Origin of the sequence: Paraburkholderia silvatlantica (genome assembly GCF_003096715.1) — a bacterium.
In the GTDB taxonomy this organism is placed as follows: domain Bacteria; phylum Pseudomonadota; class Gammaproteobacteria; order Burkholderiales; family Burkholderiaceae; genus Paraburkholderia; species Paraburkholderia silvatlantica.
This window is the reverse complement of the sequence record NZ_QEOL01000014.1, coordinates 174187-194810: the sequence shown is the minus strand read 5'-3', so window position 1 is coordinate 194810 and position 20624 is coordinate 174187. Positions and strand designations below refer to the sequence as shown.

Below are 20624 nucleotides of genomic sequence, written 5' to 3'. Positions count from 1 at the left end.
TCACGCAAGCGGACCAGTCGAAGCTGCGCGCAGCGGGCTACGACGCGCCGTTCCTGACGGTGCAGGAAGGGGTGGATCGTTACGTGCGTTGGCTTTCTGGCCAGGTGTAACGCGAAGCCCTGACTTCATACACTGGACTCTCGTCGCCGGCGATGGTCGCCGGCGTTTTCAGGGAGATCCAGCATGTTCCGAAAAATCCTGGCGGCGGCCGCGCTTCTGGCCGTATTCAGCCACGCCTTCGCGGCCGTGGACGTCAACACCGCCAACGAAGACGCGCTTCGCGGCATCAAGGGAGTGGGGCCTGCGCGCGCCAGGGCCATTCTCGACGAGCGCAGCGCGCACGGCCCGTACAAGGATGCCAGTGACCTCGGCAAGCGCGTGAAGGGCATGGGCGGCCATACCGTCGAACGTTTGCAGGCCGAAGGATTGGCGATCGGTCCCGCGCAGCCCCAGGCGGCACAGGCGAAGGTTGCGCAAACAACGCCCGCGAAGGCGGGCACGCCGCAGGCTGCTGTGGCGGTCAAGAAGTAGACGTGCACTTGTGTTTTGCCCCGCGCGTCGTGCTTCACCGCCGCGGGGCGCGGTTTCCCGCGGTTTCCCGCGGTTTCCCGCAGTTTCCTTCAGGTGTTGCTCAGGTGATGTCGACCCGCAACGTTGACCCGCGGCCCGGGCCGCGGGCTTTTTGCCAACCATTGGGGGGTTAGGTCGTCAGGCCTGCGTCCATACCGGCGTTATGGGTCCCCTGCGGTCGCTGCCCGCGTGGTTTAGAATCGACGGATCACGTCATCGCGCCTCACTGCCATTTCCATGCCCTACAAGACCATTGAAGACACGATAGGCAATACACCGCTCGTGCAACTCGTCCGCCTGCCGGACGATGAAATCCGCGCCCGCAATAACGTCGTGCTGGCCAAGCTGGAAGGCAACAACCCGGCCGGGTCCGTGAAGGACCGCCCGGCGCTCTCGATGATCCGCAAAGCCGAAGAGCGCGGCCGCATCAAGCCGGGCGACACGCTCATCGAAGCGACGAGCGGCAATACGGGCATCGCCCTCGCCATGGCGGCGGCCATCCGCGGCTACAAGATGGTGCTCATCATGCCGGAGGACCTTTCGGTCGAGCGACGCCAGAGCATGGCGGCTTACGGCGCCGAGATCATGCTCACGCCGGTCAAGGGCGGCATGGAGTATGCGCGCGACCTCGCCGACCAGATGCAGCGCGACGGCAAGGGCATCATCCTCGACCAGTTCGCCAATCCCGACAATCCGCTTGCGCACTACGAGACCACCGGCCCGGAAATCTGGCGCGACACCGAAGGGCGCATCACGCACTTCGTTTCGTCGATGGGCACGACCGGTACGATCATGGGCACGTCCCAGTTCCTGAAAGAAAAGAATCAGGCGATCGAGATTGTCGGCGCGCAGCCGGAAGAAGGCTCGCGCATTCCGGGCATTCGCAAGTGGCCCGAAGCGTATATGCCGAAGATTTTCGACCGCAGCCGCGTGGACCGCGTGGAGAACGTGAGCCAGGCCGCCGCCGAGAACATGGCGCGCCGTCTTGCCTCGGTCGAAGGCATTTTCGCGGGTATCTCGTCGGGCGGCGCGTGCGAGGTGGCGATGCGTCTTGCGCGCCAGATCGAGAACGCAACGATCGTGTTCATCGTCTGCGATCGTGGCGACCGTTATCTCTCTACGGGCGTGTTTCCAGCCTGATTGAAGCGCGGACGCAAAAAAAACGGCCTTCGGTGCTTCCGAAGGCCGTTTTGCCTGGTACCGCCGAATTCAGTCTTGCTGTGCGGGTGGCGTCATTCCCGTACCATTCGGGGCGCCGTTCATACCGTTGCCATTGCCATTGCCATTGCCATTGCCATTCCCGTTCGCCGGGCCCACACCCACGCCAGGCTGCGTCGCCAGCATCTGCGCCTTCACGCGCATGCCCAGCTGATACACCGCGAGCGCGTAAAAGAAGCTGCGGTTATAGCGCGTGAGCACATAAAAGTTCTTGAGCCCGAGCTTGTACTCGGTGCCGCGGCCAGGCGAGGGCAAGTCGATCACCGTGACAGGCGTGCCTGCCTCGGCGGCGATATCCACGTCCGGCTGGTCGAGCACGAGGCCCGAGCGCAGCAACTGGTCCAGCGGCCAGCGCGGTTCGGGCTTGCCGTCGGCGGCGGCCTGGGCGATGCCGAGGCTGCCCGCATCGGTGGCGATATTCCATACTACGGGCCGCCCCGATTCCCAGCCGTTCTGCCGCAGATAGTTCGCCACGCTGCCGATCGCGTCGGCCGTGCTCGCGCGCAGGTCGATGTGATTGTTGCCCTCGTAGTCCACCGCATACTGCACGATGCTGCTCGGCAGGAACTGCGGGATGCCGATCGCGCCCGTGTACGAGCCGAGCACCGACGACGGATCGATCTGCGCGTCGCGCGTCCACACGAGGTAGTCCTCGAGATTCTTGCGGAACGTCGCCATGCGCTCGGCACGGTTCGGCGTGTCCGGATAATCGAAGGCGAGCGTGGTCAGCGCATCGAGCACGCGGAAGTTGCCCATGTAGCGGCCGTAGATCGTCTCCACGCCGATGATGCCGACGATCACCTCGGGCGGCACGCCAAACTCTTCCGATGCACGCTGCAGCGTGGCCTGGTTCGCGCGCCAGAAGCGCACGCCCGCATTGATGCGCACCGGGTCGAGGAAGCGTGCCTGATAGGCGCGCCAGTTCTTCACGCCCGGAACGGGCGAGGGCGTGACGAGCTTCACCGCCGTCGCCGAATAGTTCGCGCTCGCGAACAGCGCATGCAGTGCGGTGGGATCGAAGTCGTAGCGCGCCACCATGTCGTTGATGAAGCCGTCGACGTCCGGATTGTTCGCGTAGCGCTGCGGGACGATTTCCTCTTCGAACGTCTGGCCCTGCGTCGGCGTTTGCGGCTGTGCCTGCGCGAGCGTGAGCGGCGTCTGTCGCGATTTCGGCGCGGCAGTTTGCGCGCGCGCCGCGCCGGTGCACAACGACGCCGCGACGCAAAGCGCGAGTGCGAGTGTCGTGCGACGTGGGCGGCTGGAGGCGGACAGAGCGTTCTTGAGGGTCATGAGTGAGAGAGGGAGAGCGGTCCAGGAAGAACCCGGGCAGTATAACCGAGCGCCTTACGGGAATCGGGCCGTTGCGCGCCGGCGTGGCGCGTGAGCACCAGGCCGCTGTGGTAACGTGGTGTCTGTACGCGCGCCAGCCGGCGCGCCGCCAGACAAAAGACAGACGGAGACCCGCGGCCGCGTGCATGCGCGCAACCCGCGGCCAATGCGACTCATGACGACCGGTTTCTTCTCTCACCCCGATTTTCTGCTGCATGAGATGGGCGAATGGCATCCCGAATGCCCCGCCCGTCTGCAGGCCATCGAAGACCAGCTGATCGCGAGCCGCATCGACGCGCTGGTCGAGCGCGACGAATCGGCGCCGCTTGCGACCGAGGCGCAGCTCCTGCGCGTGCATACCCAGGCGCACATCGACTTCATCCGCAACATGGCGCCGAGGGAAGGCTACGCGAGCATCGACCCCGACACGCTGATGAATCCGCACACGTGGCAGGCGGCGCTGCGCGCGGCGGGCGCGGCGATCGCGGCCACCGACGCGGTGCTCGCCGGGCGCTACGAGAACGCATTCTGCAGCGTGCGCCCGCCCGGCCATCACGCGGAGCCCGCGCGCGCGATGGGCTTTTGCTTCTTCAACAACATCGCGATCGCGGCGCGCCACGCACTCGAAGTCCATGGCCTCCAACGCGTGGCGATCATCGATTTCGACGTGCATCACGGCAACGGCACCGAGGCCGCGTTCGCGGGCGACTCGCGCGTGCTGATGTGCAGCTTCTTTCAGCATCCGTTCTATCCGTACTCGGGGGCCGAGCATCCGGCGCCGAACATGGTCAATCTGCCGATCGCCGCGCGCACGAAAGGCATGGAAGTGCGCGAGGCCATCGACATCATGTGGCTGCCGCGGCTGCACGAGTTCAAGCCGGAGATGGTGTTCGTCTCTGCGGGCTTCGACGCGCATCGCGAAGACGACCTCGGCAACATGGGGCTCGTGGAAGACGACTTTGCGTGGATCACAGAGCAGATTCTCGAGATCGCGCGCCGCTATGCGAAAGGGCGCGTCGTGAGCAGCCTCGAAGGCGGCTATAACCTCTCGGCGCTTGGCCGCAGCGTCGTGGCGCATCTGCGCGTGCTGGCGGATATCTAGGCGGCCCGCGCGGCCCTGAGCGCGGACCCATATCGCTCTGATTCGAACGAAGGAGACACGCATCGTGAGCGCCATTCCCTCCTCATTGCCGCCGCTCGTCGAAGTCACGCGTGATGCGTATGGTGTGCCAGGCGTCGTGCGCCTCACGCTAAACCGCCCGGATGCGTTCAACGCGCTTTCCGAAGCGCTCATCGACGCATTGCAGGGCGAACTCGCCGCGCTGGCGAAGTCCGACGCGCGCGCGGTCGTGATCGCAGCGGCGGGGCGCGCGTTCTGCGCGGGCCACGATCTCAGGGAAATGCGCGCGGCGCCCTCGCACGAGTACTACGCGAAGCTGTTCGAGCGCTGCTCGAAGATGATGCTCGCCATTCAGAAGATGCCGCAGCCCGTCATCGCGCGCGTGCAGGGCGTGGCGACGGCGGCGGGCTGCCAGCTCGTCGCGATGTGCGATCTGGCGGTGGCGGCGGACTCGGCGCGCTTTGCGGTATCGGGCATCAATCTTGGGCTCTTTTGCTCGACGCCCGCCGTGCCGCTCTCGCGCAACGTCTCGCGCAAGGCGGCCTTCGAAATGCTGATGACGGGCGAATTCATCGATGCACAGAAGGCATTGCGCGAAGGCCTCGTCAACCGCGTGGTGCCCGCCGACGAACTCGACGCGGCCGTGACCGCGCTGGCCGCGAGCCTCTGCGCGAAGCCGCGGGAGGCCGTCGCGGCAGGCAAGGGGCTCTTCTACCGGCAGATCGAAATGGGCATCGAAGCCGCGTATCAACTGGCCGGGCAGACCATGGCCTGCAACATGATGACCGAGCCCGCACTCGACGGCGTGCAGGCGTTCATCGAGAAACGCGGCGCGAAGTAGCGCGTCTGCCCGCGTCTGCCCGGTCAGCAGTGGCGGCCGATCCAGTCGATCAGCGCGTCGATCACGCGCTGCCGATCGAGGTCGTTGAGTGTTTCGTGGTAGCTGCCTTCATAAAGCGTGAGCGTGCGATCAGCCGATCCCACGTTCGCGCCGAATGCGCGGCTGCCTTCGGGCTCGGTGAGCTTGTCCTCGGCGCCGTGCCAGATCAGCACGGGTAGCCGCAGGTGCGCGCGTCCCGCCTCGATGCGTTTCATTGCTTCCAGTAATTGCGCTCCGGTGCGTGCGGGAATCGCACCATGATGCACGAGCGGATCGGCGCGGTTGGCTTCGACCACTTTGGGGTTGCGAGCGAGCAGCGCCGCGTCGATTTTCATGGCCGGGAAGGTCGGCCAGATCGCGCTGATCACGCGGCTCGCGGCGATCTTCCACGCGGGCACGTCGCGGCCAGGAGCCAACGCCGCGCTCGAGAGCAGCAGGCCCGCGAGCGGCACGCGCGCTTGCGGCAGGCGCTCGACGGCGTAAAGCGCGGCAATCGCGCCGCCCATGCTGTGGCCCATCAGGAAGAGCGGTATGCCCTGTTTGACGCATTGCGCGTTCGCGTGGGCGAGAAGCGCCTCGGCGTCGTCGAGATATTCGTCGAAGTGCGCGATCCAGGTGCGGCGGCCACGGGCATGCCCGTGACCGCGCAGATCGACTGCATAGACATCGATGCCCGCGGCGTTCAGCTGCGCGGCGAGCGCCGCATAGCGGCCCGCGTGTTCCGCGAGACCATGAATCAGTGCGATGGCCGCGCGCGGCGGCGCGCTCGCGCGCCAGACGTAGAGCGGCAGTTCGACGCCGTCACGCGCACGCAGCGCCGTTTGCCCGGCGGGTTCGGACGCCTGCGCCATGGCGATGTTCTGATGAGTCTCCATCTCGCTCCCTGATTGAGCGGTTCGTTTTCGGTATCAGTCTGCCGCAGTGCAGTGTAGCCGCCACGCGGGCTGCCACGCGCTGCCAGAACCCTCTAATGCAAACGAGTTATGAAATTATCGAAATTGATTATTAAAAGGAATTTTGCGTGCCAGGGTAGAATGCGGGCCTAAATCCAGTCCATCGAACGGCGGCTGTCAGCCGGCGCGACGCGTTTGCCGCTGCACAAAAGAAGCGGCATGCGCGAGCGGCGCGCGGCACACCCGCCGTTTTGCTTTTTCCATGATCGAAATTCGAAACGTGTCCCAGCGCTTCGCCGGCCCACAAGGCTGGATCGAAGCGCTGCACAACGTCAATCTGACGATTCCGCCGGGCGAGGTGTTCGGCATCATCGGGCGCAGCGGCGCGGGCAAGAGCACGCTCGTGCGCACCATCAACCTGCTCACGCGGCCCACCGAAGGCGACATCGTCGTCAACGCTCGCACGCTCACGTCGCTCTCGACGGCCGAGCTTCGCCAAGCGCGCCGCGAGATCGGCATGATCTTCCAGCACTTCAACCTGTTGTCGTCGCGCACTGTGTTCGACAACGTCGCGCTGCCGCTCGAACTGGCCGGCGTGAAGCGCGCTGAGATCGAGGCGACGGTGCTGCCGCTGCTCGAACTCGTCGGCCTTGGCGCGCAGAAAGACCGCTATCCCTCGCAGATCAGCGGCGGCCAGAAGCAGCGCGTGGGCATTGCGCGCGCGCTCGCGAGCAAGCCCAAGGTGCTGCTTTCGGACGAGGCGACTTCCGCGCTCGACCCCGAAACTACACGCGCGATTCTCGACCTGCTGCGCAAGATCAATCGCGAACTGAACCTGACCATCGTGATGATCACGCACCAGATGGAAGTGATCAAACAGGTCTGCGACCGCGTGGCCGTGCTCGATGCGGGCCGCGTGGTGGAAAGCGGCCCCGTGATCGACGTGTTCCTGCAGCCGCGCCACGAAGTCACGCGCGCACTGCTCGGCGACGTGATCGCCCAGGAGCTGCCGCCCGCGCTCAAGGCGCGCGTGGCCGAGCATCTCGCGAAAGGCAGCGGCCACTTGCTGCGCCTCGCCTTCAAGGGCACGGGCGTCGACCAGCCGGTGCTCTCGGAGACGATTCGCCGCTTCGAACTCGATTTCAACATCCTGCACGGCCAGATCGACGAGATCCAGGGGCAGGCGTTCGGCTCGCTCGCGGTGCTCGCGGGCGGCGATCCGGTGAAGGTCGCGCAGGCCATGGCGTGGCTGCGCGAACAAGGCGTCGTGGTGGAGGAACTGTCCCATGTGGAGTGAAATGTTCGACATGTTCGTCCAGTCGTTCTGGGAGACGCTCGTCATGGTGGGCATCTCGGGACTCGTGGGCGCGGTTGTCGGCCTGCCGCTCGGCGTGCTGCTCTATCTCACCGACCGCAACGGCGTGCTGCAGAACGTCGCCGCGAATCGCGTGATGGGGGTGGTCGTCAATGCCGTGCGCTCCACGCCGTTCATCATCCTGCTCGTTGCCGTGATTCCGTTCACGCGCCTCGTCGTGGGTTCGTCGATCGGCACGGCGGCCGCCATCGTGCCGCTCACCATCGCCGCTGCGCCGTTCATCGCGCGGCTCGTCGAAACGGCGCTGCGCGAAGTCGATCGCGGCCTGATCGAAGCCGCCCAGGCCATGGGCGCGAGCACGAGCCAGATCGTCTTCAAGGTGCTGCTGCCCGAGTCGCTGCCGGGCGTGGTGGCGGGGCTCACCATCACGTTCATCTCGCTCGTCGGCTATTCGGCGATGGCTGGCGCCATCGGCGGCGGCGGGCTTGGCGACCTCGGCATCCGCTACGGCTATCAGCGCTTCGAACCCGAAGTCATGCTGATCGTGGTCGTGATCCTGATCGTGTTCGTGCAGCTCGTGCAGTCGTTCGGCGACTGGCTCGTGCGGCGCCTGAGCCACAAATAGGCCTTAAAACAAGCGGTTTTTCGATCAACATAACTACACAAGACAAAGGTTGGGTATGCATCGTCGTTTCATGATCCGGCTCGCTGCGGCGCTTGGCGCAGCTTCGCTCATCGCACCGCTCGCTGCGCACGCGGACGAAACCATCAAGGTGGGTGTGACGGGTGGCCCGCACGAGCAGGTGATGGAAGTCGTGAAGGGCGTGGCCGCGAAGAACGGCCTGAACATCAAGATCATCGAGTTCTCCGACTACGTGCAGCCGAATGCGGCGCTCGCGGGCGGCGACCTCGACGCCAACAGCTACCAGCACGCGCCGTATCTCGACGCGCAGGTGAAGGATCGCGGCTACAAGCTCATCAAGATCGCGGACACGGTCACGTTCCCGATGGGTATTTACTCGAAGAAGATCAAAGCGCTCTCCGAACTCAAGCCGGGCTCGCGCATCGCGGTGCCGAATGATCCGACGAATGGCGGCCGTGCCTTGCTGCTGCTGCAGAGCCAGGGTCTCATCAAAGTGCGCGCGCAAGCAGGCTTGAAGGCAACGCCGCTCGACATCGTGGAAAACCCCAGGAAGCTGAAGATCGTCGAACTCGACGCCGCGCAGATTCCGCGTTCGCTCGACGACGTGGACGCCGCCGCGATCAACACGAACTTCGCCATGCAAGCGGGCCTGAAGCCGAAACAGGACGCGATCGCAATCGAAGACCCGAAGGGGCCGTACGTGAATATCCTCGCGATCCGCGAGGCCGACCGCAACAAGCCGTGGGTGGCGAAGCTGGTCGCCGCGTACCGCTCGCCGGAAGTGAAGCACTACGTCGAAACGACGTTCGGCGGGGCGGTCATCACCTCCTGGTAGCCTCCCTTCGAGGCCGTGGAATCGGAGAAATTTTTCGGCACCCGGGCTTGATGCCCGGGTTTTTTCCACCGTAAAATCGCACGATCGTTCGCTACTGATGGCCGGGGTGAAGCAGGGGTGCGGCAGCGGTGGTTCGTGAAAATTGCTGGTGGCAGATCGGCCCGCCAGGGCTATCGCTATAATGTCCGCCAGGTTGACGTATTCGTAACTTCGGAGCATGTGAATGAAAGTCCTTGTGCCAGTCAAACGCGTAGTCGATTACAACGTGAAGGTTCGTGTGAAGTCGGATGGCACGGGCGTCGACATCGCCAACGTGAAGATGTCGATGAACCCGTTCGACGAAATCGCCGTGGAAGAAGCGGTGCGTCTGAAGGAAGCCGGCGTGGCGACGGAAGTCATCGCCGTTTCGGCGGGCGTCACGCAAGCGCAGGAAACGCTGCGCACGGCGCTGGCCATCGGCGCGGATCGCGCGATCCTCATCGAGTCGAACGAAGACCTGCAGCCGCTGGCGGTGGCCAAGCTGCTCAAGGCGCTGGTCGACAAGGAGCAGCCGCAACTGGTCATTCTCGGCAAGCAGGCCATCGACGACGATTCGAACCAGACCGGCCAGATGCTCGCGGCTTTGGCTGGCCTGCCGCAAGCGACGTTTGCATCGAAGGTGGTGGTCGCCGACGGCAAGGCCACTGTGTCGCGCGAAGTGGACGGCGGCGCGGAAACGCTCTCGCTCAAGCTGCCCGCAGTCGTCACGACGGACCTGCGCCTGAACGAGCCGCGCTACGTCACGCTGCCGAACATCATGAAGGCGAAGAAGAAGCCTTTGGAAACGGTCAAGCCGGAAGATCTGGGCGTCGATGTCACGCCGCGTCTGAAGACGCTGAAGGTTGCCGAGCCGCCGAAGCGTTCGGCCGGCGTAAAGGTGCCGGACGTGAAGACGCTGGTCGAGAAGCTGAAGACGGAAGCCAAGGTGCTGTAAGGAGCGAGACGAAAATGACGAATCTGGTGAATCTGGTAATAGCTGAACACGACAATCAATCGATCAAGGCCGCGACGCTGAACACCGTCGCTGCAGCACAGAAGATTGGCGGCGACGTGCACGTGCTCGTCGCGGGCCACAACGCCCAGGCCGCAGCGGACGCGGCGGCGAAGATCGCAGGCGTGGCGAAGGTGCTGCTCGCCGATGCGCCGCAACTCGAACAGGGTCTCGCCGAGAACGTCGAGGCGACGGTCCTCGCGATTGCGAAGCACTACTCGCACATCCTCGCGCCGGCCACGGCAGCGGGCAAGAACGTCACGCCGCGTATCGCCGCGAAGCTCGACGTCGCGCAGATCAGCGACATCACGGCTGTGGATTCGCCGGACACGTTCGAGCGTCCGATCTACGCGGGCAATGCGATCGCGACGGTGCAATCGGTTGACCCGATCAAGGTCATTACCGTTCGCACGACGGCGTTCGACGCAGTCGCGGCAGAAGGCGGCAGCGCAGCAGTCGAGAAGCTCGAAGCGGCAGCAGACAGCGGTCTCACGCAGTTCGTCGGCCGTGAAGTCACGAAGCTCGACCGTCCGGAACTCACGAGCGCGAAGATCATCGTCTCGGGCGGCCGGGGTCTGGGCAGCGGCGAGAACTACACGAAGGTTCTGGAGCCGCTCGCCGATAAGCTCAATGCCGCGCTCGGCGCCTCGCGCGCAGCCGTCGATGCTGGCTATGTGCCGAACGACTATCAGGTCGGTCAAACCGGCAAGATCGTCGCGCCGCAACTGTACGTGGCGGTCGGCATCTCGGGCGCGATCCAGCATCTGGCCGGCATGAAGGACTCGAAGGTCATCGTCGCGATCAACAAGGACGAAGAAGCACCGATCTTCAGCGTGGCCGACTACGGCCTCGTGGGCGACCTGTTCACGGTCGTGCCGGAACTCGTGAAGGAACTCGGCTGAAGCGGGCCGGTGTATTCAGCGACGAGCGCCGCGTATCATGACTGAACGCGCGGCGTGAGACGTAGCAACGAAGCAACGAAGGGGCGCCGCGGCGCCCCTTTGTTATTTGAGGAACCGCATACCGACAGGAGGAGACTGAAATGTACCAGGCGCCCACGAGCGACATGCTGTTCGTCATGAAGGAACTGGCCGGCCTCGAAGGCATCGCGAAGCTGCCGGGCGGGGAAGACGCCACGCCAGAAACGGTCGAAGCGGTGCTGCACGAAGCCGCGAAGCTGTGCGGCGAAGTGCTCGCGCCGCTGAACGCCGAAGGCGACCGCAATCCGAGCCGCTGGGAAAACGGCGACGTGCACGCCACACCCGGTTTCAAGGCGGCATTCCGGCAATACGTGGAAGGCGGCTGGCAAGGCGTGCAGCATCCTCAGGAATACGAAGGGCAAGGCTTGCCCAAGCTCGTCGGCACGCCGTGCGTGGAAATGCTCAACGCGGCGAATCTCTCGTTCGCGCTGTGCCCGCTGCTCACCGACGGCGCCATCGAAGCGCTCCTCACCGCCGGCAGCGAAGCGCAAAAGCAGCGCTTCGTGCCGAAGCTCATTGCCGGCGACTGGACCGGCACGATGAACCTCACCGAGCCGCAGGCGGGCTCCGATCTCGCCGCCGTGCGCACGCGCGCCGAGCCGCAAGGCGACGGCAACTACAGGCTGTTCGGCACGAAGATCTTCATCACGTGGGGCGAGCACGACATGGCGGAGAACATCGTCCATCTCGTGCTCGCGCGCACGCCCACGGCGCCCGAAGGCGTGAAGGGCATTTCGCTGTTCATCGTGCCGAAGTTCCTCGTCAACGAAGATGGCACGCCCGGCGCGCGCAACGATGTGCACTGCGTGTCGATCGAACACAAGCTCGGCATCAAGGCGAGCCCGACCGCCGTGCTGCAGTTCGGCGACCTTGGCGGCGCGATCGGCCAATTGATTGGCGAAGAGAATCGCGGCCTCGAATACATGTTCATCATGATGAACGCCGCGCGTTTTGCGGTGGGCGTGCAGGGCGTGGCGGTCTCCGATCGCGCGTACCAGAAGGCGCTCGCCTATGCGAAGGAGCGCGTGCAGAGCCGCCCGGTGGATGGTTCCGCGAAAGCGGCGGTGAGCATCATCCATCACCCCGACGTGCGCCGCATGCTCGCGACGATGCGTGCGCTCACCGAAGCCGCGCGTGCGCTCGCCTACGTGGCGGCGGGCGAGAGCGACCGCGCGCACGGCGACCCCGACGAGGCGGCCCGTGCGCGGCATCAGGCGCGCTACGAGTACCTCGTGCCGATCGTGAAGGGTTGGAGCACCGAACTGGCGCTGGAAGTGACAAGCCTCGGCGTGCAGGTGCATGGCGGCATGGGTTTCATCGAGGAAACGGGCGCCGCGCAGTTCTACCGCGACGCGCGCATTCTGCCGATCTACGAAGGCACGACGGCGATCCAGGCGAACGATCTCATCGGGCGCAAGACGCTGCGCGACGGCGGCGCGGCGGCGAAGGCGCTGCTCGCCGATATCGCGCAGACCGTCGACGCGCTGACCGCACAACAAGGCGCGGCGTTCGAGTCGATGCGCAAGCATCTCGCGGCAGGTAAGGATGCGCTGGCGTCGGCCGTGGACTTCGTGCTCGCGAAGGCGAAAAGCGATCCGAACGCGGTGTTCGCGGGCAGCGTGCCGTATCTGAAGCTGGCGGGCATCGTGCTGGGCGGCTGGCAGATGGCGCGCGCGATGCTCGCCTCGCAGCGTCTCATGCAGGACGATCCGAAGTTTCATGGCGCGAAGATCGCCACGGCGCAGTTCTTCGCGCAACACGTGCTGCCGCAGGCGGTGGCGCTCGAAGCGGCGATCGTCAGCGCGAACGGCAGTGAGGGCGTGCTGGCGCTGGCGGAGGATCAGTTCTGACGCCGCGCGCCAATCGAGCCAATCGAGCCGGGCGAAGCGGGCGAATCGGGCGAAGCGAGAAATGAAACACGGCGCCCCGCAGGCGCCGTGTTCGTTCATGCCGAAAGCGTTGCTTCAGGCATACGCCGGGCGATGCGAGCCTTGTGTGTCGCCGAGATAGCGGTGCACCGAAAGATCGTCGGCGCGGATGGCGGGCTGCTTGCCCGAGATCAGATCGGCGAGCAACTGGCCCGAGCCGCACGACATCGTCCAGCCGAGCGTGCCGTGACCCGTGTTCAGGAACAGGTTCGGGATCGGCGTGCGGCCGACGACCGGCGTGCCGTCCGGCGTCATCGGGCGCAGGCCGGTCCAGAAGGTGGCCTTCGCCGTGTCGCCGCCGCCCGGGAACAGGTCGTTCACGCACATTTCGAGTGTTTCGCGGCGCGCTTGCTTGAGCGTCTTGTCGAAGCCGACGATCTCGGCCATGCCGCCCACGCGGATGCGGTCGTCAAAACGCGTGATCGCGATCTTGTAGGTTTCGTCGAGCACGGTTGAAACCGGCGCGGCACTCGCGTTCACGATCGGCGCCGTGATCGAATAGCCCTTGAGCGGATAGACCGGAATCTTCACGAGGCCCGCGAGCATCTTCGTCGAGAAGGAGCCGAGCGCGACCACGTACGAATCTGCACGCACGAGTTCGCTGCCGCATTGCACGCCCGCGATACGGTCGCCCTGCATGGCGAGGCCGTCGACCGGCGTGTTGTAGCGGAACTTCACGCCCAACTGTTCGGCCATCGCGGCGAGGCGCGTGGTGAACATCTGGCAGTCGCCGGTTTCGTCGCCGGGCAGGCGCAGGCCGCCTGTGAGCTTGCCCGACACCGCGGCGAGCGCGGGTTCGGCGCGGCCGAGTTCGGCGGCGGTCAGCAGTTCGTACGGAACGTTCGCGTCTTCGAGCACGGCGATGTCCTTCGCCGCGCCTTCGAACTGCTGTTGCGTGCGGAACACCTGGAGCGTGCCGCCCGTGCGGCCTTCGTACTGGATGCCCGTGTCGGCGCGCAGCGCCTGCAGGCAGTCGCGGCTGTATTCGGCGAGGCGCACCATGCGGCCCTTGTTGAGCGCATAGCGTTCGGCCGTGCAGTTCTGCAGCATCTGCCACATCCATTGCAGCTGGAACCTGGTGCCGTCCAGACGAATGGCGAGCGGCGCGTGCTTCTCGAACATCCACTTGATCGCCTTGAGCGGCACGCCGGGCGCTGCCCACGGCGCGGCGTAGCCCGGCGAGATCTGGCCGGCATTGGCAAAACTGGTTTCGAGCGCGGGACCGGCCTCGCGGTCGATCACCGTGACTTCGTGGCCCGCGCGGGCGAGATACCAGGCGCTGGCCACACCGACCACACCACTGCCCAACACGACGACTCGCATACCTGCTCCATATAGATTCGTTGAGCTACGCCACATTGCCGGGACCCCGGAAGCCGTGTTTCGGCACCGATAGGGAAGAAGGCATGAAAATTCGGGTGTAGCCAGTATTTGTTGCTATGCTATTGTGGTATGTCCAGGTTTTGTTATTGTATTTTTCAGATTTTTGGGAAGAAATCATGAGAACGCAGCGTCAACCGGTCCGCGCGCTCGACCGGCTCGATCACCGCATCCTCAAACTGCTCCAGGAAGACGGCCGCATGGCCATGAAGGACCTCGCGGAGCAGGTCGGGCTCTCGGTCACGCCGTGCATCGAGCGGGTCAAGCGCATGGAGCGCGACGGCGTGATCACGGGTTACTTCGCGCGCGTGAACCCTTCCGTGCTGGGCGCGGCGCTGCTCGTGTTCGTGGAGATCACGCTCGACCACAAGAGCGGCAACATGTTCGACCAGTTCCGCCGCGAGGTGCAGAAGATTCCCGAAGTGCTCGAATGCCATCTCGTCTCGGGCGACTTCGACTATCTCATCAAGGCGCGCATTGGCGAGATGGCCGACTACCGAAAACTGCTCGGCGACATCCTGCTGCAACTGCCGGGCGCTGTGCAGTCGAAGAGCTACGTGGTGATGGAAGAGATCAAGGAGACGCTGACCATCGCCGTGGGGGACTGACCTGGGTCGCGGCGGCTGAAAGCGCCCCGTTTTTAGGACTCGACAACGCGGATCGATACTGTATATTTATACAGTATCGATCCGCGTTTTCATGTCTGCGCTTTTCATGTCCGTTTTCGTGCCCTTTTTGCTCCAGCCGTGACCGACTCCCGTCACCCAGATCCCGACGCCTGGTATCCCGTTGCGCCGCCCACTGCGCGCAAGGGGCGCGGCGCGGTCACGAACCTGCAAGGGCGTTATGAAGTCGACCAGCGCGAAGCGTTCGACGATGGCTGGCAGCAGACGGGCGTCGGCGGGGAGGGCGATGGCGACGAAGCGGGCTGCCCCAGGCTGCGCACTGAAGTCTTCGAAGAGCGCGCGAAAAGCATCCTCACGCGCAACCAGTCGCCGGACATTCCGTTCAACGTCTCGCTCAATCCTTACCGCGGCTGCGAGCACGGCTGCATCTATTGCTTCGCGCGGCCTACGCACAGCTATCTCGGCCTCTCGCCGGGGCTCGATTTCGAGAGCCGCATCTACGCGAAGGTCAACGCGGCGGAGTTGCTCGTGCGGGAAATCGCGAAGCCGTCGTACGAGCCCGAGCCGATTGCGCTCGGTGTGAACACCGACGCCTGGCAACCGGTGGAGCGCGACCTGCGCATCACGCGCGGCGTGGTCGAAGTGCTGGCCGAGGCGCAGCATCCGTTCGCGGCCATCACGAAGTCCTCATTGATCGAGCGCGATCTCGACCTGCTCGCGCCGATGGCCGCGCGCCAGCAGTTCATGGCGGCGATCACGATCACCACGCTCGACGCCGATATCGCCCGCTCGCTCGAACCCCGTGCGGCGACACCCGCGCGGCGGCTGCGCACCATCCGCACGCTGGCCGAAGCCGGCGTGCCGGTAGGCGTGAGCATCGCACCGGTGATTCCGTTCGTGACCGAGCCCGACATGGAGCGCGTGCTCGAGGCCTGCGCCGAGGCCGGTGCGACAAGCGCGAGCTACATCGTGCTGCGCCTGCCGTGGGAGGTCGCGCCGCTGTTCCAGGACTGGCTGGCGGCGCACTTCCCGCAGCGCGCTGAGCGCGTGATGAGCCGCGTGCGCGACATGCGCGGCGGCAAGGACTACGAGTCGGCGTTTTCGCAGCGCATGAAGGGCACGGGGCTTTGGGCCGACCTGCTCAAGCAGCGCTTTCACAATGCCGTGCGGCGCCTCGGGCTCAACGAGCGGCGCCACGGCATTCTGGACATGTCGGCGTTCGTGCAGTCGAAGACCGTGCGCGAGAAGCCGCAGCTCGACCTGTTCTGAGCCGTTACTGCGTGATTTACTGCGAGAGTGCCTTTGCGGCCTCGACCTGGGACTCGAAGTACGTTTGAAACGAGAGCGCGAGTCCGGTCATTAGCAGGAACGCGCCAATCAGCAGCGAGAAGATCACGACGAAGATCACCGTCCAGCCGGATCGGCTTGCGCGGCCTTGCTCCACGAACGCTGCGTTGAACTGCGCATCCCATTTGGCGTCGGGGCGCAGGCCGTAGACGATCGCCGCCAGAAACGCCGAGAGGACCGACACCGCGCCAATCGCTGCGAGCACCCAGCCGGGAATCGAGGCGCGTTCGGTTGCGGCGAGCAGCATCACGCCCGTAATGCCGATGAGCGTGCCGAGCAAATGCGCCCAGCCCCACACGTCGCGCGGGCCGTACAGATAGAAGCGGTGTGCGCCGAGGCTGCCAAACAGGAAGGCGAGGGCTGCGGTGAGCGTTTTGGAGCGAAAGCGTGCGGGGTTCTTGTCGTTGGGCATGGGCTCGGGCGAAACGTGGACGTTTGGCCGTCGTGGGCGCATCACGTCGAACGCACACGGGCCGCCGGGCATTGTATGCCGCACGCCGGGCTTGCAGCACAAGCGCACGCTTATGCCCGGCACCATGCATGCGCCTGGGCGCAACGTGGGGCGTGCGCCTACTTGCTGTAGGTCACGCGATAGATCGCGCCCGCGTAGTCGTCGCTGATCAGGAGCGAGCCGTCGGGCAGCGGCAGCACGTCGGCGGGGCGGCCCCATTGGGTCTGGTCGGAATCGAGCCAGCCCTGTGCGAACACTTGCTGGTGAGCGTTCGTGCCGTCGGAGTTCGCGCTCACCCGCACCACGCGATAGCCGGCCTTCTTGCTGCGGTTCCACGAGCCGTGCTCGGCGATGAAAATGCTGTTCTTATAGTCGGCCGGGAACATCGAGCCGGTATAGAAGCGCATGCCGAGCGACGCCACGTGCGCGCCGAGCTTGAGGACCGGGGGGGTGAAGCCGCTGCACGGATGACCAGCGCCGAACTCGGGGTCGGCGACATTGCCGCCGTGACAATACGGGAAGCCGAAGTCCTCGCCCACGTGCGCGAGGCGGTTGAGCTTGTCATCGGGGATGTCGTCGCCGAGCATGTCGCGGCCGTTGTCGGTGAACCAGAGTTCGTGCGTCTGCGGATGCCACGCGAAGCCAACCGTGTTGCGCACGCCGCGGGCGATGGTCTCGTAGTGCGAGCCGTCGGGGTCCATGCGTCCGATCATCGCGAAATGCTCGCGCTGCGGGTCGCTGGCCGGCAGGCAGACATTGCACGGCGCGCCTTGCGGCACGTAGAGCTTGCCGTCGGGGCCGAAGGCGATGAACTTCCAGCCGTGGTGGCGCTCGCCGGGCAGCGAATCCGTGACGACGACGGCTTTGGGCGGATCGTCGAGATGACGGTCGATGTCGTCGAGCCGCACGATCGACGAAACCGCCGAGACGTACAGTGCGCCGTTGCGCCAGGCCACACCCACCGGCATGGTCAGTCCCGAGGCCACGATATGGCGCTTTATGACCTTGCCGTCCTTGAGTTCCAGCGCGTAGACATCACCGCCGATACTCCCTGCATACAGGAGGGTGCCGCTGCCCGACAGCGTCATTTCGCGCGCGCCGGGCACGTCGGCGGAGAGCACTTCGATGTGGAAGCCCGGTGGCAGCTTGATATGGTCGATGGGAAGCGCCGCGTGAGCGAACGGCGCCGCGAGCAGGGCGGCGGCAACGGCGAGCCACGCCGCCGCGCAGCGCCTGGCCGGCTCGCGAGAGGCCGGATAAACGGATCTGTCACCCACGCCGTCGCCGCAACCGTGACGAAGCCATTGCACGAGTCGTCTGAAAGTCGCCACAATTCGCTCCAGGGCCCGCCTATCGTAGGCATGAGCCGCATTTTGACCGCCGTGTCTTGCCGCTTTCTGCGCGCCGGTGCGCAATTTCCCGTTAAGTGTTTGTTATGCCTCCGGTTTCGGGCTATAATCGCATGTTTCAGTAGTCCCGAACCCCGGTTTTCAAGGATTTTAGTATGGTCATCATCCGTCTGGCACGCGGCGGCTCGAAAAAGCGCCCGTTCTACAACATCGTCGCAACCGACTCGCGCAACCGTCGCGACGGCCGTTTCATCGAGCGCGTGGGCTTCTACAACCCGGTCGCTACCAAGGGTGAAACGCTGCGTATCGCTCAAGATCGCGTGACGTACTGGAAGGAAAACGGCGCGCAAATGTCGCCGGCCGTCGAGCGCCTCGTGAAGGAAGCGCAAAAGACCGCCGCCGCTGCGCCGGCTGCTTGAGTCGTTAAGCGTCTTTTCAGTCTGTTGTCCGTGTTTTACCCGCGTACGCGCCGCATGATCGGCGTATGCGATATCAAGCTGGTCGCAAGGGGTGCCGATGTCCGCGCATGACGCTAAATCTGCCGTAGAGGCGAACGACGCGTCGGAAAGCGGGGCGCCCGCAGCGGCAAACAGCGCTGCGACTGGCGGCGCCGGCAAGGTTGCCGCCCGCGGCGCCCCGTCGTTTGGCGCGTTCGTGCGCAAGCCTGCACGCGAGAGCGCCGCGAAAGCCGCGCCCGCAACCGGCAGCCTGCGCGCCGAAACCGAAGCGAGCTGGCCGGCCGACGCCGTTGAAGTCGGCGCCGTGATCGACGCCTATGGCCTCAAGGGCTGGCTGAAGATCGCGCCGCACGCGCAGGACGGCCGCGCACTGCTTTCCGCCAAACGCTGGTGGCTCCTCAAGGGCCGCGAGGGTCAGGGGCATCGCGAGCGTCATTCCGCGGTGCGCGAGAGCGCCAAGGTTCATGGTGACAGCGTCGTCGGCCAGCTTTCGGGCCTCGCCGACCGCGATGCCGCGCTGCTGTTGCGCGGCGCGCGCGTGTACGTGAGCCGGGCCGAATTCCCGGCTCCTGCTGCCGACGAATATTACTGGGTCGACCTGATCGGCCTCGACGTCGCCAATGAGGCGGGCGTCGAGCTCGGCAAGGTCGCCGACCTGATCGACAATGGTGCGCAATCGGTGTTGCGTGTCACGTATGCGTCCACGGACAAGGATGGCAAGCCGGCCGCCGGCGAGCGCCTGATCCCGTTTGTGGGCGTGTTCGTGAAGACGGTGGACCTGGCGGCGAAGCGCATCGTCGTCGACTGGGAAGCCGACTACTAAACGCCGCAGCAACACCGCGCGCCTTGATTCAATTTCGCTGAACGGAGAGAGCGATGCAGTTCGATGTCGTCACGCTCTTTCCCGAGATGTTCCGCGCGCTGACCGACTGGGGCATTACCAGCCGGGCGGCGAAGCAGCAGCGTTACACGTTGCGCACGTGGAATCCGCGTGATTTCACGACCGACAACTACCGCACGATCGACGACCGCCCTTACGGCGGCGGCCCCGGCATGGTCATGCTGGCCAGGCCGCTCGAAGCGGCGATCGACGCGGCGAAGGCCGCGCAGGCGCAAGCCGGCGTGAGCGCTCCGCGTGTGCTGCTGATGTCGCCGCAAGGCAAGCCGCTCACGCACGAACGCGTCATGCAGTTCGCGCAGGAGCCGGGTCTCGTGATGTTGTGCGGCCGCTACGAAGCGATCGACCAGCGTCTCGTCGACCGCTGCGTGGACGAAGAAGTGAGCCTCGGCGACTTCGTGCTCTCGGGGGGCGAATTGCCTGCGATGGCCTTGATGGACGCCGTGGTGCGCAACCTGCCGGGCGTGCTGGGCGACGCGCTTTCCGCGGTGCAGGACAGCTTCGTCGACGGTTTGCTCGACTGTCCGCATTACACGCGCCCCGAGGAATACGACGGCGTGCGTGTGCCCGATGTGCTGCTTGGCGGCCATCATGCGGAAATCGAGCTGTGGCGCCGCCGCGAGGCGTTGCGCAATACGTGGAACAAGCGGCCCGATCTGATCGCGCGGGCCAGAAAGAACAAGATGTTGAGCCGGGCCGACGAGGCGTGGCTCGCTAGTCTCGCGAAGGGCCCGGACGAAGCGTAAGGCTTCGGGCGGGCGCGACAAGGGGCGCAAAAGGCGGTGCCGCTTCATGCGTGAACGGCGCCAGTTGTGAATCCATCCTCTATCGGGGCCGTAGTGCAGGCAACCCTGCACAGGTACGAACGCCGACAAGATGGCATACGGAGTCAATCCATGAATCTGATTGAAAAACTCGAGCAGGAAGAGATCCAGCGCGTGCTGGGCGAGAAGACCATCCCCGATTTCGCCCCCGGCGATACGGTGATCGTCAACGTGAACGTGGTTGAAGGTAACCGCAAGCGCGTTCAGGCATACGAAGGCGTCGTGATCGCGAAGCGTAACCGCGGCCTGAACTCGTCGTTCATCGTGCGCAAGATCTCGTCGGGCGAAGGCGTCGAGCGTACGTTCCAGACGTATTCGCCGCTGCTGGCCAGCATCGTGGTGAAGCGCCGCGGCGACGTGCGTCGCGCGAAGCTGTACTACCTGCGCAGCCTGTCGGGCAAGAAGGCACGTATCAAGGAAAAGCTGGTGTCGAAAGACCGCGCAGCCGCTCCGGCCGATCAGGCGTAAAAGCTGTAAGAAAAAAGCACCCCTCGGGGTGCTTTTTTCTTTTTGGCCGCAAAATAATCTCGTGTACGTGTAATCCGGGACG

The 20624-nt window shown here is 65.0% G+C and carries 21 protein-coding genes and 1 pseudogene; 17 read left to right on the top strand and 5 right to left on the bottom strand.

Annotated elements, in window-relative coordinates:
- From C7411_RS19965 to cysM, 3 genes and pseudogenes are all read left to right on the top strand, one after another.
- Positions 1–110 (top strand): annotated as a pseudogene (locus C7411_RS19965) (ADP-glyceromanno-heptose 6-epimerase); the annotation flags it as partial.
- Between the two features lie 73 nt (positions 111–183).
- The gene (locus tag C7411_RS19960) at positions 184–531 is read left to right on the top strand and encodes a ComEA family DNA-binding protein (RefSeq protein ID WP_110387448.1); all 348 of its coding nucleotides are present in this window, start codon (positions 184–186) and stop codon (positions 529–531) included.
- Positions 532–807: 276 nt separating this feature from the next.
- Positions 808–1710 (top strand): cysteine synthase CysM, encoded by a 903-nt coding sequence (gene cysM / locus C7411_RS19955; protein ID WP_110387447.1) that lies wholly within the window; start codon positions 808–810, stop codon positions 1708–1710.
- A 69-nt stretch (positions 1711–1779) separates the two neighbouring features.
- Here cysM and mltB read toward each other — a convergent pair whose 3' ends face one another.
- Positions 1780–3078 carry a lytic murein transglycosylase B gene (gene mltB, locus C7411_RS19950; protein ID WP_110387446.1) on the bottom strand — a complete coding sequence of 433 codons (1299 nt, stop codon included), beginning with the start codon at positions 3076–3078 and terminating at the stop codon, positions 1780–1782.
- Positions 3079–3292: 214 nt separating this feature from the next.
- Between mltB and C7411_RS19945 the strand changes: the two genes are divergently transcribed.
- Both C7411_RS19945 and C7411_RS19940 read left to right on the top strand, forming a co-directional pair.
- Positions 3293–4219, top strand: a complete 927-nt coding sequence (locus tag C7411_RS19945) for a histone deacetylase family protein (protein ID WP_110387445.1) — start codon at positions 3293–3295, stop codon at positions 4217–4219.
- 73 nt (positions 4220–4292) lie between these two features.
- Positions 4293–5078 carry an enoyl-CoA hydratase gene (locus C7411_RS19940; RefSeq protein WP_373682693.1) on the top strand — a complete coding sequence of 262 codons (786 nt, stop codon included), beginning with the start codon at positions 4293–4295 and terminating at the stop codon, positions 5076–5078.
- A gap of 23 nt (positions 5079–5101) precedes the next feature.
- On the opposite strand, the gene C7411_RS19935 is transcribed toward C7411_RS19940, so the two are convergent.
- Complete coding sequence (locus C7411_RS19935) at positions 5102–5932, bottom strand: alpha/beta hydrolase (protein ID WP_373682692.1); 831 nt, start codon at positions 5930–5932, stop codon at positions 5102–5104.
- A gap of 340 nt (positions 5933–6272) precedes the next feature.
- Between C7411_RS19935 and C7411_RS19930 the strand changes: the two genes are divergently transcribed.
- The 6 genes from C7411_RS19930 to C7411_RS19905 all read left to right on the top strand — a co-directional run bounded on the left by C7411_RS19930 (position 6273) and on the right by C7411_RS19905 (position 12663).
- Positions 6273–7307 carry a methionine ABC transporter ATP-binding protein gene (locus C7411_RS19930; RefSeq protein WP_110387442.1) on the top strand — a complete coding sequence of 345 codons (1035 nt, stop codon included), beginning with the start codon at positions 6273–6275 and terminating at the stop codon, positions 7305–7307.
- Positions 7297–7950 (top strand): methionine ABC transporter permease, encoded by a 654-nt coding sequence (locus tag C7411_RS19925; RefSeq protein WP_110387441.1) that lies wholly within the window; start codon positions 7297–7299, stop codon positions 7948–7950. The genes C7411_RS19930 and C7411_RS19925 overlap by 11 nt, the downstream gene beginning before the upstream one ends.
- Before the next feature lie 55 nt (positions 7951–8005).
- Positions 8006–8803, top strand: a complete 798-nt coding sequence (locus C7411_RS19920) for a MetQ/NlpA family ABC transporter substrate-binding protein (protein WP_110387440.1) — start codon at positions 8006–8008, stop codon at positions 8801–8803.
- Positions 8804–9026: 223 nt separating this feature from the next.
- Complete coding sequence (locus C7411_RS19915; protein WP_110387439.1) at positions 9027–9776, top strand: electron transfer flavoprotein subunit beta/FixA family protein; 750 nt, start codon at positions 9027–9029, stop codon at positions 9774–9776.
- Between the two features lie 23 nt (positions 9777–9799).
- Positions 9800–10735 (top strand): electron transfer flavoprotein subunit alpha/FixB family protein, encoded by a 936-nt coding sequence (locus tag C7411_RS19910; protein WP_110387462.1) that lies wholly within the window; start codon positions 9800–9802, stop codon positions 10733–10735.
- A 140-nt stretch (positions 10736–10875) separates the two neighbouring features.
- A complete protein-coding gene (locus tag C7411_RS19905) occupies positions 10876–12663 on the top strand; it encodes an acyl-CoA dehydrogenase (RefSeq protein WP_110387438.1) in 1788 nt (595 codons plus the stop codon).
- Between the two features lie 114 nt (positions 12664–12777).
- Here C7411_RS19905 and C7411_RS19900 read toward each other — a convergent pair whose 3' ends face one another.
- Complete coding sequence (locus C7411_RS19900; protein ID WP_110387437.1) at positions 12778–14064, bottom strand: D-amino acid dehydrogenase; 1287 nt, start codon at positions 14062–14064, stop codon at positions 12778–12780.
- Positions 14065–14240: 176 nt separating this feature from the next.
- On the opposite strand from C7411_RS19900, the gene C7411_RS19895 reads away from it, so the two are divergent.
- Positions 14241–14729, top strand: coding sequence for an Lrp/AsnC ligand binding domain-containing protein (locus C7411_RS19895; RefSeq protein ID WP_110387436.1), 489 nt, complete (start codon positions 14241–14243; stop codon positions 14727–14729).
- A 138-nt stretch (positions 14730–14867) separates the two neighbouring features.
- Positions 14868–16016, top strand: coding sequence for a PA0069 family radical SAM protein (locus tag C7411_RS19890; protein ID WP_110387435.1), 1149 nt, complete (start codon positions 14868–14870; stop codon positions 16014–16016).
- Positions 16017–16032: 16 nt separating this feature from the next.
- On the opposite strand, the gene C7411_RS19885 is transcribed toward C7411_RS19890, so the two are convergent.
- Both C7411_RS19885 and C7411_RS19880 read right to left on the bottom strand, forming a co-directional pair.
- Positions 16033–16506, bottom strand: a complete 474-nt coding sequence (locus C7411_RS19885; RefSeq protein ID WP_110387461.1) for an NINE protein — start codon at positions 16504–16506, stop codon at positions 16033–16035.
- A 158-nt stretch (positions 16507–16664) separates the two neighbouring features.
- Positions 16665–17822: a PQQ-dependent sugar dehydrogenase gene (locus tag C7411_RS19880; RefSeq protein WP_373682689.1), complete on the bottom strand. Its 1158-nt coding sequence runs from the start codon at positions 17820–17822 to the stop codon at positions 16665–16667.
- 227 nt (positions 17823–18049) lie between these two features.
- On the opposite strand from C7411_RS19880, the gene rpsP reads away from it, so the two are divergent.
- From rpsP to rplS, 4 genes are all read left to right on the top strand, one after another.
- Positions 18050–18313, top strand: coding sequence for a 30S ribosomal protein S16 (rpsP, locus tag C7411_RS19875; protein ID WP_028206744.1), 264 nt, complete (start codon positions 18050–18052; stop codon positions 18311–18313).
- A 97-nt stretch (positions 18314–18410) separates the two neighbouring features.
- A complete protein-coding gene (rimM, locus tag C7411_RS19870) occupies positions 18411–19175 on the top strand; it encodes a ribosome maturation factor RimM (RefSeq protein ID WP_110387434.1) in 765 nt (254 codons plus the stop codon).
- 53 nt (positions 19176–19228) lie between these two features.
- On the top strand, positions 19229–19996 hold the full coding sequence (trmD, locus tag C7411_RS19865) for a tRNA (guanosine(37)-N1)-methyltransferase TrmD (protein ID WP_110387433.1): 768 nt from the start codon (positions 19229–19231) through the stop codon (positions 19994–19996).
- Positions 19997–20146: 150 nt separating this feature from the next.
- Positions 20147–20542 carry a 50S ribosomal protein L19 gene (gene rplS, locus C7411_RS19860; protein ID WP_042261060.1) on the top strand — a complete coding sequence of 132 codons (396 nt, stop codon included), beginning with the start codon at positions 20147–20149 and terminating at the stop codon, positions 20540–20542.
- Positions 20543–20624: the final 82 nt, after the last annotated feature.